Raw genomic sequence first — 13,760 nt, 5'->3', positions numbered from 1 at the left:
ACGCTCGCATCCGGGCGCAAAGACGTTAACCTGAAGCCTTTGGCGCGAATCCGCGTGCGGCAAGAGTGACAGGCATGGACGATCTTTCGGTCCTTTCGGACTGGCGGATGTGGGCGGTACTGCTCGGCGTTTGCGGAGCCATCGTCTTTTACTGCTGGGAAAAGTTCGCCCTCGAGCTGGTCTCGGTGGTGATCCTGTGCGTCGCTCTTGTCTTCTTCGAGTTCTTCGGCGCGCCGGATGCGCCCACAGCCGCCACGCTGCTGGCCGGATTCGCCAATCCGGCGCTTCTGACCATCATGGCGCTGCTCGTCGTGGGTCAGGGCATCTTCCACACCGGCGCGCTGGACGGACCGACCCGGACGCTTCTGTCGATGTTCGACGTGCGGCCCAAGCTGACCATCATCACGCTGTTCGCGCTGGTCTTCGGGGTCTCCGCCTTCATCAACAATACGCCTGTCGTGGTGATGTTCATTCCCATTCTGGGCGCTGTGGCGGCGCGGATGGGAGGGTCGGCGTCCATCTTCATGATGCCGCTCAGCTTTGTGTGCATCTTCGCGGGCATGACCACGCTGATCGGCTCGTCCACCAACCTTCTTGTGGCGGACAGCCTGCTGGCGACCACGGGGGAGAAGCTGGGCTTCTTCGAGCCGGGCCGCATCGGCATGATCCTCTCTGTGGTGGGCATACTCTACATCACCTTCATCATGCCCCGACTCTTGCCCGAGCGGGAGGAAGCCGAGGACGACAAGGGCGGCTCCCCCGGCAAGCAGTATATCGCCCAGATCGAAGTCACGGCCGGTCACCCCATGATCGGCGCCAAACCGGTCGCCGGCATGTTCACCGAGCTGGGCGACATCACCGTGCGCATGATCCAGCGCGGAGAGGACGCCTTCCTGCCGCCCTTTGACGAGATCGAGCTCAAGCAGGGTGATCTCATCATCATTGCGGCGACGCGCAAGAAACTGACCGAACTGCTCTCGAGCCGGGCCGAATTTGTTGAGGGCGTTCTGCGCTCGGCCGGCCCCGCCGACCTGCCCACCCGGGGCGAACGCCTGGCTCTGACAGAAGCGGTGGTGTCTCCCGGCTCACGCCTGATCGGCCGCACCGTGCGTCAGATCGGGTTCCGTCACGCGGTGGGCGCCATCGTGCTGGGCGTGCAGCGCCGCTCGCGCATGATCCGGGCGAAGCTGGGGGAAATCCGTCTCGAGGCTGGCGATGTCCTCTTGCTGTTCGGCGGCGCGGACGCCATGCGTCGCTTGCGTCTGGACCGGGACGTGCTGCTGATGGACTGGGCGACGTCAGACCTGCCCGACATCCGCAAGGCCTCGATCGCCCGGCTCATTCTGGCGGGCGTCATACTCACCGCTTCCACCGGCATCCTGCCCATTGTGGCCGCGTCGCTTATCGGCGCCGCCGCGATGATCGGCACGGGATGTCTGAATGTGCGCCAGGCCGCTCGCGCCTTCGACCTCAAGCTCTACCTGCTCATCGGATCGGCGTTCGCCCTTGGAACAGCGATGGAAGCGACCGGCGGCGCCACCGTGCTCGCCATGGGCGTGGTGCATGTGTTCTCACCCCTCGGAACGACGGCGCTAGTCTCTGCGCTGTTCTTCCTGGTGATGGTGCTGACCAACGTGCTCTCCAACAACGCCACTGCGATCCTGTTCACACCCATCGCAGTCACGGCGGCCAATTCGGTGGGCGCAGACCCGCACCTGTTCGCCTTGACGGTGCTGTTCGCCGCCAACACCTGCTTCGCCACCCCGATCGGCTATCAGACCAATCTTCTGGTCATGGGGCCCGGCAAATACCGGTTCGCCGACTTCATTCGCGCCGGCGCGCCGCTCGCTGTCTTGATCTGGCTGGCCTTCACGGTTTTGGTGGCGATCAGTTTCACGCTGACCTAGCTCAGGTTAGACTGGCTCGACTCGTAACGCGCAGAGGATGTCCGTGACCCGACCGTTCGCCACCCGTCAATTGCCGTTCTTCCTGACGGCGCCGACGCCCTGCCCCTATCTCGAGGGCCGGATGGAGCGGAAGATCTTCACGCGCGTGGACAATGACCAGACCGCGCATCTGAACAACATCCTCACCCATGCCGGCTTTCGGCGGTCCCAGTCCATTCTCTACCGTCCGGCCTGCGAGCTGTGTTCGGCGTGCAAGTCGGCGCGCATTCCGGTCGCCGACTTCGAACCCTCGCGCACCCAACGCCGGGTGTCCCGGCGGAATGCGGACCTCTTGCGTATGGCGCGTCCGGCCGAAGCCATGCCCGAGCAGTTCGCGCTTCTGAGCCGCTATCTCAATACGCGTCATGGCGACGGCGACATGGCGGGGATGGATTTCTTCGACTTCGCGTCGATGGTCGAGGACGGGTCGGAACAGACCGAACTGGTGGAATACCGCGATAGCGCAGGCCAGCTCATCGCCTGCGTTCTCGTTGACCGGCTGATCGACGGGTTCTCTCTGGTCTACAGCTTCTTTGCGCCGGAACGCGCGAAGGACAGCCTCGGGGCCCATATCATTCTGGACCACGTGGAAAGGGCGAAGGCGGAAAACCTGCCGTTCGTGTATCTGGGATATTGGGTGCAAGGCAGTCCGAAAATGGACTACAAGGCTCAGTACAAACCGCTTGAAGTGCTTGAACCTGAAGGCTGGCGCATATTGCAGCCGCCCGGGGACGCGCACGATTGATCAGACGCAACACCGGATGAGGACCTGAACCATAATCAGGCCATCCAAGGGGGAGGAACCATGGATCGTCGTACATTCCTGTCCGGCGCGGCGGTGGTCGCCGCTGGCGCCGCATCGGCCTGTTCTCAGGAAAATGGCGCGCAGAGCGCTCCGGCCGCCCCGGCGGTGAACCGCAATCGCACGCGCCGTTTGCGCATGGTCACCACCTGGCCCACCGGATTTCCGGGACTGGGTTCGGCGGCGGAGCGCACCGCGCAATTCATCACCGAGATGAGCGGCGGCGCTCTGGACGTCGAGGTCTATGGCGCAGGCGAGATCGTCGGCGCGTTCGAGGTCTTCGACGCAGTCTCGAACGGCGTCGCAGACATGTATCATGGCGCGGAATACTACTGGCAGGGCCGCTCGCCCGCCTTCAACTTCTATTGCGCCGTCCCCATGGGCATGACCGCCCATGAAATCATGGGCTGGGTCGAATATGGCGGCGGTCAGGAGCTCTGGGAGGAGTTGTCCGGCCAGTTCGGCCTGATCGCCTTCCAGGCCGGCAATTCGGGCCACCAGATGGGCGGCTGGTTCAAGCGCGAGGTGAACACGCTCGAGGATTTCCGCGGCCTGCGCATGCGCATTCCGGGTCTGGGCGGTTCAGTGCTGCGCGAGCTTGGCGGCGCCGCCGTGGCGCTGTCGGGCGGCGAGATCTATCAATCCCTGCAATCGGGCGCGATCGACGCCACCGAATGGGTGGGCCCGTGGAACGATCTGGCGTTCGGCTTCTATCGTGAGGCGCCCTATTATTACGGTCCGGGCTTCCACGAGCCGGGCTCGGCGCTCGCCGTCGGCCTGAATCGCGGCGTCTGGGACTCCCTGCCCGCCGATCAGCAGGCCATCGTCCGCGCCGCAGCGCGCGCCGCCAACAACCAGTCTCTCGCCGAATTCACCTATCAGAACGGCCTCGCCTTGCGCACCCTGACGGGAGAGCATGGCGTGCAGCTGCGTCAGTTCTCTGAAGAGATCTGGCGCGAAGTCGGGCGCATTTCCGAACAGGTGGTGGCCGATACGGCAAATGCCGATCCGCTCAGCCGTCGCGTCTATGAGAGCTATCGCGAAGCGCGCCGTCTGGGACGGGACTGGGCCAATGTGTCCGAAGCGCCCTATTATCAGAACCGCGAACTCGTGCTTGGTCGCTAGACCATGAAGCTCGCCGACCTCCTGTTGCTCGCCCTGATCGGGATCACGGTCCTGTTGCTCGGTGTGGACGCTATCAGCGGCGGAGCCGTGGGCGCCCTTCTGGACGCCCATCTGCGCGGTGTCGCCGCCCTGGCCGGCACGGGGCTCGGCTGGCTCGGTCTGGGGCTGAGCCCGTTTCTTCTCATCGCCCTTCTGAGCGCGCTCTACGGGCGTTTCAGAGGCCTGCCGCAGCCGGTTTCAAAGCTCTTGAGACGTCTGATCGCGCTCTTTGATGCGATCTCCCTGACCGTCGGGGACATGGTGCGCTGGGCGGCGCTGGGCCTTGTTCTCGTGACCGGCCTGATCGTCGTGCAGCGCTATGTCTTCGGCGTCTCGATCACCAAGCTGCAGGAAAGCGTGATCTATCTTCACGCGATCCTGTTCCTGCTGTCGAGCGCGGCGACGCTCTACCATGGCGGCCATGTCCGCGTGGACATTCTCTACACAAGGCTGTCCGAGCGCGGCAAAGCCTGGACGGACCTTCTGGGCGTCTATCTGGCGCTCATTCCGATGTGCTGGCTGATCCTGATGACGTCCGAAAGCTATGTGGGCGGCGCCTGGCGCATTCTCGAGCGCTCGCGCGAAAGCGACGGCCTGCCGCTGGTCTTCCTTCTGAAAACCGCCATTCCGGTCTTCGCCGTGATGATGATCGCGCAGGGTTTCGCCATGGCCTCTCGCGCCGCTTTGACCCTGTCCGGCGAGACTCCGCCGCCTGCCGGCCACGATGATGCAGAACATGAGCTTTAGAGGCTAATCCATGGACTTGATTATCTCTCTTCTGCCCTTCGCCATGTTCGTTGCAGCGTTTGTGGCCTTGCTGCGCGGCTTTCCCGTGGCGTTCACGCTGGCGGGCGTCGGGCTTGCCTTCGCCCTCATCGGACTGGCGCTGGGGCTCTTTGACCCCTTCCATCTGCGCGCCTTCCCGCAGCGCATCTACGGCAACATCATGGAGATGGACAAAGCCATTCTCGTGGCCGTGCCGCTCTTTGTGTTCATGGGGGTGATGCTGGAAAAATCTCGCATCGCCGAACAATTGCTCGACGCCATGGGCTCGCTCTTCGGCTCGCTACGCGGCGGACTGGGGATCTCTGTCGTGATTGTGGGCGCACTGCTCGCCGCCTCCACCGGCATTGTCGGCGCCACGGTGGTGACCATGGGCCTTCTGTCCCTGCCCACCATGCTCAAGCGCGGCTATTCGCCCTCACTGGCGGCGGGCTCGATCGCCGCGGCCGGCACGCTCGGCCAGATCATTCCGCCCTCCATCGTGCTGGTGCTGCTGGGCGATCAACTCTCATCCGCCTATGCCGAGGCGCAGCGCGCCCAGGGCATCTTCTCGCCCGACATCGTTTCTGTGGGCGATCTCTTCGCAGGGGCTCTGATCCCGGGTTTGCTGCTGGTGGTGGTCTATGTGCTCTATCAGGTCAGCGTCGCGATCCTTCGCCCGTCCGCCTCGCCCGCCATTCCGAAAGAGGAGATGCACGCGGACTGGGGCAAGCTGCTGCAGGCGCTCGTCCCGCCGCTCATCCTGATCATCGCGGTGCTGGGCTCGATCTTGGGCGGTCTCGCCACCCCGACCGAGGCGGCAGGCGTGGGCGCTCTGGGCGCGATACTTCTCGCGGGCTATCGCAATAGCGGCGCGACGCGCAATCCCGTCTTTGGCCAGCGCCTGATCCTTCTCAGCACCATCGCCCTCTTCGCCCTGTTGCTCTCACCTTTGCTTTTTGATCTGCGGGCAGGCGCGACGGCGCTTCAGACCGGCGTGGCCTACGCCCTCTCCGCGCTCGCCATTCTCGGCGTGCTCTTCGCCTGCATCCGGTTGTTCCGAACCGGCGTGCTCGACGCGGTAATGCGGTCCACTGCGCAAATCTCGGCCATGGTCTTCGTCATCCTGATCGGGGCGAGCTTGTTCGCGCTCGTCTTCCGAGAGCTCGGCGGGGATCACACCGTCCGCGCGGCGCTCGAGGCCGCGCCCGGCGGCGCGACCGGCGCGCTCATCGTGGTCATGGTGGTGATGTTCCTGCTGGGCTTCTTCCTCGACTTCATCGAGATCACATTCGTCGTGGTGCCGATCGTTGCGCCCGTCCTGTTCATGATGGGCGTGGATCCGGTCTGGCTCGGCGTGATGATGGCGCTCAATCTTCAGACCAGCTTCCTGACCCCGCCCTTCGGCTTTGCGCTGTTCTATCTGCGCGGCGTCGCGCCGCCGGAAGTGACTTCAGCCGCGATCTATCGGGGCGCGGCGCCTTTCGTCATAATCCAGCTTCTGATGATCGCGACCGTGGCGGCTCTGCCCTGGCTCGCGACAGCGCTGCCTGGACTGCTTTATGACTGACGACACAGAGACGGACTCATCCTCTGGAGACAGCAATCTGTCCGCCCTGATGTCGGACCGGCAGGCGCTGCAGCGGGTCTTCATCGTGCTGCTGGCGCTGGGCGTCTCGGTCATCTTCATCTGGATGATCCGCGGCTTTCTCAGCCCGCTTTTCATGGCGGCGGTCTTTGCGATGTTCCTCAACCCCGTGCATCGTTTCCTCAAACCCATCACCTTCGGCTCTTCATCTGCAGCCGCGGGCCTTGTGTTGGTTCTGGCCGTCTTCGTCGTCCTGATCCCGCTGACCGCCATCCTCGCGCTCGTGGCCGATCAGGCCGTGCAGGTGACCGGCACGGTCGCGCCCTGGCTGCAAGACCAGATCCGGCTCATCCGCGAAGGCGGCATCGAGGCCCTGCCCGACTGGCTGCCCTTCCGTGAAAGTCTCGCCCCTTACCAACAGGACATCACCAATCAGGCTGCACAATTCGCCTCCAATGCCGGCGGCTGGCTGGTGGACGGTTTGCGCAAGGCCACATCGGGAACCTTCGGAGCGTTTCTCGATCTGGTGGTGATGCTGTTCGCGCTGTTCTTCTTTCTTACACGTGGGCCGTCGCTGGCCGAGCACGGCCTCAAGCTGATGCCCATGCCGCGCGAGGATCGCGATCTGCTGGTCGAGCGCGCCATGTCGACCATTCGCGCCACGGTGAAGGGCACCTTCGTCATCGCCATCATCCAGGGCGTGCTGACAGGCATTGCGCTCGCGCTCGCCGGCGTGCCCGGCGCGCTGTTCTGGGCGACCGTGACGACCGTGCTGTCGGTCATTCCGGGCATAGGACCGCCTCTGGTCTGGGGACCGGCGGGCATCTGGCTGATCGCCAGCGGTCATTATGTCGCCGGCGGCCTTCTGATCGCCTGGGGCGCGCTGGTGGTGGGTCTGATCGACAATCTGCTGCGCCCGCGCCTCGTGGGTCAGGACGCCAAGCTGCCTGACCTGATGATCCTGATCTCCACGCTGGGCGGGCTGACGCTGTTTGGCGCGGTGGGGATCATTGTCGGACCGATGATCGCCGCCCTCTTCTCCTCGATCTGGTATCTCTACGCCCTGTCCTATGCGCCCTTGCTCAGCGAGGACCATCCCGAAGAGCTGAAGGACTAGGTCAGATTTCAGGGATCGAGGTCTCGCGCACCCGGCGATGACCGCCCGCATAGTCGACCAGCGCCTCGATGCGCTTCTCGATGGGCGGGTGCGTGGCGAAAAGACCGGCGAAACTCGCCTGGGTCTCATTGTCGATGAACATCTGACGCACCTCCTTGGGCGCGTCCTTGATCTCGCTATGGCCGGAGATTTTCTCCAAGGCCGAAATCATGGCGTCCGGGTTTTTCGTCAGCTCCACCGCGCCTGCGTCCGCCATGTATTCGCGAGAACGGGAAAGCGCGAAACGGATGACGATGGCGAGGCCATACGCCAACGCCACGATCAGGCCCGCCACCAGCAGAATGACGCCCGCATTGCCGGACCGGCCGCGTCGACCGCCGCCAGCCCGCGAGAGCGAGCCATAGAACACGCTGCGAGCGGCGATCTCCACGGTGAAGGAGATGATGCCGACAAAGATCACCGCTATGACCAGCAGGCGCACATCACGGTTGATCACATGGCTCAACTCATGGGCCAGCACCGCTTCGAGCTCATCGCGATCCAGCCGCTCCATCAGGCCGCGCGTGACGGTGATCACGGCTTTCTTCTCGCTCAGGCCGGACGCATAGGCGTTCAGCGCATCGGTCTCGATAATCCGCAGCGACGGCATCGGCATGCCGCGCGAAATCGTGAGGTTCTCAAGAAGGTTGTAAAGCTCGGGCGCGTCGGTGCGACTGACTTTCCTCGCCCCGGTCGAGGCGTCGATGATCGCCTGATGGCTGAACCAGGCGATGGCGAACCAGATCGCCACCCCGATCACCACAAAGGGAAAGGCGCTGAGCGTCCAGTCGAGCGCCGCCAGCATCACGTCCTCGCCCGCGCCGCCCTTGACCGTGGGCGCGCCCGGCTCGACCAGGATCAGCGCCGCCGCGAAGACGAGCGCCAGGACCAGAACCGGAAACCCGGCCAGCAGCAGGATGGATTTGAGGTTGTTGTTCCAGATATGGGTGCGCAGGCCCGTGGCGGCGATCATCATGCGCCTCCCTCAGACCTGCGCATCGCCCTAGAACTTCACCGACGGCGCAGCGTTGACCGCCGCGCGTTCATTGGCGGCGACTTCAAAGAAGTCCGCCTCATTGAAGCCGAAGGAGTTCGCCAGGATCACCGCCGGGAACTGCTCGCGCGCCGTGTTGTATTCGCTGACCGCATTGTTGAAGAAGCGGCGCGAGGCGGCGATCTTGTTCTCAAGATCGGCGAGCTCGTTCTGCAGCGACAGGAAGTTCTGGTTCGCCTTCAGATCCGGATAGCTTTCAGACAGCGCGAAGAGCTGACGCAGCGCACCGGACAGCACGTTCTCGGCCTGGGCCAGGTCCTTGACCGAACTGGCGTCCACCGCCTGCTGGCGGGCCTTCACGACGCTTTCCAGCGTCTCTTTCTCGTGACCGGCATAGCCCTTGACGGTCTCGACAAGGTTCGGAACCAGATCGTGCCGCTGCTTGAGCTGCACATCGATATCGCCCCAGGCCTGGCGCGTCGTCTGACGCAGCGCCACCAGCCGGTTGTAGATCATCATCACGAACAGGCCGATCAGGACGATCACACCGAAAACAATCAGCAATTCCATGTAACGCTCCTTGATGGCGCTGAGGGGAAACCCATCAAAGCCTTACTCCGATTGGGGGAGAAGGCCAAGTTATGGTTCGGTAAAAGCCCTAACGTCCGCCAAAGCTCTTTGATGAGAAGCCGCGCGGGGCCAGCTTGCCGGCCTGGGCGCGCTTGCCTTCGTAATAGCGCCAGTCTTCCACAAGATGGCGACGGCCCGCCGGATCGACCCGCACAAGGCCCTCTTCGGCATTGAACACGGTGATGTCGGCGACCTCGCCCGCCTTTCCGCCCAGAAGGCGCACGCCCTTGCCGCGCACCATTTCAGGGATTTCGTCAGCGGCGAAGACCAGCAACTTCTTGTTCTCGCCCAGCACCGCAATGCGGTCGCCCGTCATGGGCAGGGCCATCATGGCCTTGTGCCCGTCGATAACGTTGAGCACCTGCCGGCCCGCGCGCTTGATGGCGGGCAGTTCCTTCTCCGCCACCACAAAACCATGCCCGGAGGTGGAGGCCAGCAGCAGCTTGCGATCAGGCGAGTATTTGAACAGCGCGACCGGCTCGGCGCTCTCATCCATATCGATCAACAGACGCACCGGCTCGCCAAAGCCGCGCCCGCCGGGAAGCTTGGAGGCGTCCAGCGTATAGACCCGGCCATCGGTGGTGAGCATCAGGATCTTGTCGGTCGTCTCGGCCTTTAGCGAGAAGGCGGTTTCGTCGCCATCCTTGTGCTTGATGCCCGTGACGTCATCGGTATGGCCCTTGAGCGCGCGCACCCAGCCCATGCGCGACAGCACAATGGTGATCGGCTCGCGCGGGATCAGCGCTTCCTCGACCATGTCGGCGAGGTCGGCCGCCGGGGCGTCTGCAAAGGTCGTGCGGCGCTTGCCCAGCTCGGTGTTCGGGCCGAAGCGCTTCTTCACGTCCGCGACTTCGCTGTCGACCTTCTTCCACTGCAGGCTTTCATCGGCAATCAGCGCATTGAGCTCGTCGCGCTCGCCTTCCAGACGGGACTGCTCGTCACGGATTTCCATTTCCTCGAGCTTGCGCAAGCTGCGCAGACGCATGTTGAGGATGGCCTCGGCCTGACGGTCGGTCAGGGAGAAGGTCTTGATCAGTTCATCCTTGGGATGATCCTCGAACCGGATAATCCGGATGACCTCATCGAGATTGAGATAGGCGACCATGAAGCCCGACAGGACTTCCAACCGGTCTTCCACATGCTCAAGGCGCGTCGTCGCGCGGCGCACCACCACAACCCGGCGGTGGTCGAGCCAGATCTGCAGCGCCTCCTTCAGACCCACCACGCGCGGCGCGCCTGTGGGGTCCAGCACGTTCAGGTTCAGCGCGAAGCGGACCTCGAGATCAGTGAGCTTGAACACGGACTCCATCAGGAGCGCGGGATCAATCGTGCGCGATTTGGGCTCCAGGATCAGGCGCACATCCTCGGCGCTCTCATCCATGACATCGGCGAGCAGCGGCAGTTTCTTCTGGTCCAGAAGCGCGGCGATGCGCTCGATTAGCTTGGCCTTCTGCACGAGATACGGAATCTCGGTGACGACGATCTGCCACTGGCCGCGGCCCAGCTCCTCGACCTCCCAGCGGGCGCGCAGGCGGAAGCCGCCCCGGCCTGTCTCATAGGCCTCGAGGATGTTCTCGCGCGTCTCCACGCACACACCGCCCGTGGGGAAATCCGGGCCCTGCACATAGTTCAGAAGGGTCTCGGTGGCGGCGCCCGGCGTCTTGATCAGATGACGGGCGGCGTCACATAGCTCGGCGGCGTTGTGAGGCGGGATATTGGTCGCCATGCCCACCGCGATGCCGGCGGAACCATTCGCGAGCAAGTTCGGGAAGGCCGCAGGCAGGACCAGCGGCTCCTTGTCCTCGCCGTCATAGGTCTCGCGAAAATCGACCGTGCCTTCGTCATAATCCTGCAGGATGAGGATCGCGGCTTCGGTCAGACGCGCTTCGGTGTATCGCATGGCCGCGGCGCCATCGCCGTCCACATTGCCGAAATTGCCCTGACCTTCGACCAGCGGATAGCGCGAGGCGAAATCCTGCGCCAGACGCACCAGCGCCTCATACACCGCCTGATCGCCATGGGGATGGAACCGGCCGATAACGTCGCCGACCACGCGGGCGCATTTCTTGAAGGCGGTGTCGGGCGACAGCTTGAGAAGCCGCATGGCGTAGAGAAGACGGCGGTGAACCGGCTTCAGACCGTCGCGCGCATCGGGCAAGGCCCGCTGGGTGATGGTGGAGAGCGCATAGGCGAGATAGCGCGAGGAGAGCGCGTCATTGAAGCTCTCATCGAAGATACGGCCGCCATCGCCGGGAAATTGCTCGCCCATCCAGATCCCCTCAGGTCATCCAAGTGATTCGATCACACCCCAGTATGGAGCGGATCGCCCTGTCAGGGCAGGTCAGGGCGCAGGCTTTTCAACAGTTGTTGCTTCGGACTCAAAGCCGCCCGACAGCCTCTAGCCGTTCGATCATCCGCGTGCGGGCGTCCGGCAGCATGCGATCAGCGGGCCAGAGCACGCGGCGTTCGATGAAATGGGCGGTCAGTTTCAGCCCTGCCCCCACATCGCCCTCGGACACCTGCCCGCCGCCCTTCATGAAGCCCGGCAGCGCCAGCATGCGGTCCCTGTAGGGCTCGCCCGCCTCGGCGCTGACCGCCCGCCCGGATTTGGGGCTGACATAGACCAGCCCGGTCTCAACGCCTGTCGCCGCGCAACGCCGCAGATCGAGGCCATATCCCAGATCCGCCAGAAGCCCGGCCTCCCATCGCACATAGAGCGCAGGCCAGAGATCAGGGTCTTCCAGCGCGCTGATCAGCACTTCAAACGCGTCGGCGACGGCCGGGTGCTCTTCACGTTCGGGCAGGCAGATCGAGGCCATGGCGCAGGCGGCGTTCAGCCCTGAAAGCGCCAGGGGGTCTTCCATGAGGACGCCGGCGGACAGGTCTTCAGCCTCGACCGCAAACCCGCCCAGATGGCTTTCCAGTCGGGCGCGCCAGACCGCGCGGATGCGATTGCCCGGTTGCAATATGGGCCGCATGGCCTTGGACCGACCGCCGCGCACCAGACCGGCATGACGGCCATGCTCCGCCGTCAGCACCTCGATCACCGCGCTCGTCTCCCCATGGGGGCGCACGGCGACGATCCGGCCTGAGGCGGTCCATTCCATCAGGCGTCGAAATCGAGCCCGAGCGCGTTGAAGCGGGCGCGCTCATCGCCCCAGTTCGGGCGCACCTTAACGAACAGGAAGAGGTGCACCTTGCGATCAAGCTGCTCTTCAAGATCGGTGCGCGCGGCGGTGGAGACCCATTTGATGGTCTGTCCGCCCTTGCCCAGAATGATCGGCTTGTGGCCTTCGCGCTCGACATAAACGGTCTGCTCGATCCGGACCGAGCCGTCCTTGTTGTCCTTCCAGCTGTCGGTCTCCACTGTCAGCCCGTAGGGCAGCTCGTCATGAACGCGCAGATAGAGCTTTTCGCGTGTGACTTCAGCGGCCAGCATGCGCTCGGACAAGTCTGCAATCTGGTCCTCGGGATAGAGGTACGGGCTTTCCGGCATCAGGGTGACGAGGAAGTCCGCCAGGTCCTTGATCCGATCGCCATTGCTGGCGCTGATCATGAAGACATCGCTGTAAACACCTGTTTCGTAGAGCTTTTGAGATAGATCCAGAAGCTCTTCGCGTTTGATCAGGTCGATCTTGTTGAGCACCAGAACGGCCTTCAGCTCATGCGCTTTGAGGCCGTCGATCACACGCTCCACATCCTCGACGGTGCGGCGCGCCTGGCTCAGCTGGGCGGCCGCGTCGACTACATGGACAATCGCGTCCGCATCATCCGCGCCCTCCCAGGCGCTGGCCACCATGGCGCGATCCAGACGCCGACGCGGCGCGAACACGCCGGGCGTGTCCACAAGCACCAGCTGGGCGGAGCCGTGCATCATGACGCCGCGCACCTGGAAGCGCGTGGTCTGGACCTTGGGGGTGACGATGGAGACCTTGCGGCCCACCAGCGCGTTCACAAGGGTGGATTTTCCGGCGTTCGGCGCGCCAATGATGGCGACAAAGCCGGCGCGCGTCGCATTCTGATCAGCCATCTGCGGCCTCCCGTTTGAGCATTTCCGAGGCCGCGGCGCGTTGGGCGTCCTGTTTGGACCCGCCCTCGCCGCGCGCCGGCGCGACGCCGTCGAGCCGGACTTCAATTTCAAAGACCGGACGATGGTCCGGCCCCTTGCGCGCCACAGTCTCATAGACCGGCACGCCATAGCCTTTTTGCGCCGCCCATTCCTGAAGCTGGGACTTGGCGTCCTTGGGGCGGCGGGTCAGCTGGTCAATCTCATCCGCCCAGAAGGTCGTGAAGAACGCCCAGGCGGCGTCCAGCCCGCCATCAAGATACAACGCCCCGATCACCGCTTCACACGCATCGGCGATGATGGATTCCTTCTCGCGTCCGCCCAGGCGTTCCTCGGCAGCGGACAGCCGAAGCCCTTCGCCCAGATCGCAGCGCCGTGCGGCGCGTGCGCAGGCGGACTTGTTGACGACCGCATTGAGACGCTGGGCGAGACCACCCTCTTCGAGGTTGGGAAAGGTCTCATACAGGCGCTGGCTCGCCATCAGCCCCAGCACGCGGTCTCCGAGAAACTCAAGACGCTCGTTGGAGGCCGCCCGAGAGCGGCCATCGCCGTGCGAGGCATGGGTCAGCGCACGCTCGAGAAGCTCCCGGTCCTTGAACCGGTAGTTGATGCGCGCTTCAAAATCTTTGATACGATCACTCATGATACGGGC

12 protein-coding genes are annotated in these 13,760 nt (G+C 64.0%); 6 read left to right on the top strand and 6 right to left on the bottom strand.

Features of this window, described 5'->3' with window-relative positions; translation table 11 throughout:
- Positions 1 to 74 precede the first annotated feature (74 nt).
- Genes OA2633_RS01865 through OA2633_RS01840 form a run of 6 tightly spaced genes read left to right on the top strand, consistent with a single transcriptional unit; the run spans position 75 to position 7,379 of the window.
- Positions 75 to 1,907, top strand: coding sequence for an SLC13 family permease (locus tag OA2633_RS01865; protein WP_009800778.1), 1,833 nt, complete (start codon positions 75 to 77; stop codon positions 1,905 to 1,907).
- Between the two features lie 37 nt (positions 1,908 to 1,944).
- Positions 1,945 to 2,691, top strand: a complete 747-nt coding sequence (locus tag OA2633_RS01860; RefSeq protein WP_009800777.1) for an arginyltransferase — start codon at positions 1,945 to 1,947, stop codon at positions 2,689 to 2,691.
- Between the two features lie 60 nt (positions 2,692 to 2,751).
- Positions 2,752 to 3,873: a TRAP transporter substrate-binding protein gene (locus tag OA2633_RS01855; RefSeq protein ID WP_009800776.1), complete on the top strand. Its 1,122-nt coding sequence runs from the start codon at positions 2,752 to 2,754 to the stop codon at positions 3,871 to 3,873.
- 3 nt (positions 3,874 to 3,876) lie between these two features.
- Positions 3,877 to 4,659: a TRAP transporter small permease subunit gene (locus OA2633_RS01850; RefSeq protein ID WP_009800775.1), complete on the top strand. Its 783-nt coding sequence runs from the start codon at positions 3,877 to 3,879 to the stop codon at positions 4,657 to 4,659.
- Between the two features lie 10 nt (positions 4,660 to 4,669).
- Complete coding sequence (locus OA2633_RS01845; protein WP_009800774.1) at positions 4,670 to 6,244, top strand: TRAP transporter large permease subunit; 1,575 nt, start codon at positions 4,670 to 4,672, stop codon at positions 6,242 to 6,244.
- Positions 6,237 to 7,379 carry an AI-2E family transporter gene (locus tag OA2633_RS01840; protein ID WP_009800773.1) on the top strand — a complete coding sequence of 381 codons (1,143 nt, stop codon included), beginning with the start codon at positions 6,237 to 6,239 and terminating at the stop codon, positions 7,377 to 7,379. Before OA2633_RS01845 ends, OA2633_RS01840 begins: the two co-directional genes overlap by 8 nt.
- Position 7,380: 1 nt before the next feature.
- Here OA2633_RS01840 and OA2633_RS01835 read toward each other — a convergent pair whose 3' ends face one another.
- From OA2633_RS01835 to rnc, 6 genes are all read right to left on the bottom strand, one after another.
- On the bottom strand, positions 7,381 to 8,394 hold the full coding sequence (locus OA2633_RS01835; protein ID WP_009800772.1) for a M48 family metallopeptidase: 1,014 nt from the start codon (positions 8,392 to 8,394) through the stop codon (positions 7,381 to 7,383).
- A 27-nt stretch (positions 8,395 to 8,421) separates the two neighbouring features.
- Positions 8,422 to 8,982, bottom strand: a complete 561-nt coding sequence (locus OA2633_RS01830) for a LemA family protein (RefSeq protein ID WP_009800771.1) — start codon at positions 8,980 to 8,982, stop codon at positions 8,422 to 8,424.
- A gap of 88 nt (positions 8,983 to 9,070) precedes the next feature.
- Complete coding sequence (gene parC, locus OA2633_RS01825; protein WP_009800770.1) at positions 9,071 to 11,311, bottom strand: DNA topoisomerase IV subunit A; 2,241 nt, start codon at positions 11,309 to 11,311, stop codon at positions 9,071 to 9,073.
- A gap of 109 nt (positions 11,312 to 11,420) precedes the next feature.
- Complete coding sequence (recO, locus tag OA2633_RS01820) at positions 11,421 to 12,149, bottom strand: DNA repair protein RecO (RefSeq protein ID WP_009800769.1); 729 nt, start codon at positions 12,147 to 12,149, stop codon at positions 11,421 to 11,423.
- Positions 12,149 to 13,072: a GTPase Era gene (gene era / locus OA2633_RS01815; RefSeq protein ID WP_009800768.1), complete on the bottom strand. Its 924-nt coding sequence runs from the start codon at positions 13,070 to 13,072 to the stop codon at positions 12,149 to 12,151. The genes recO and era overlap by 1 nt, the downstream gene beginning before the upstream one ends.
- A complete protein-coding gene (gene rnc / locus OA2633_RS01810) occupies positions 13,065 to 13,751 on the bottom strand; it encodes a ribonuclease III (RefSeq protein WP_009800767.1) in 687 nt (228 codons plus the stop codon). The genes era and rnc overlap by 8 nt, the downstream gene beginning before the upstream one ends.
- Positions 13,752 to 13,760: the final 9 nt, after the last annotated feature.

The sequence above is a fragment of the Oceanicaulis sp. HTCC2633 genome, assembly GCF_000152745.1.
GTDB lineage: Bacteria > Pseudomonadota > Alphaproteobacteria > Caulobacterales > Maricaulaceae > Oceanicaulis.
The sequence above is the reverse complement of the archived record's forward strand: the minus strand, read 5'-3'. Positions and strand labels throughout refer to the sequence as shown.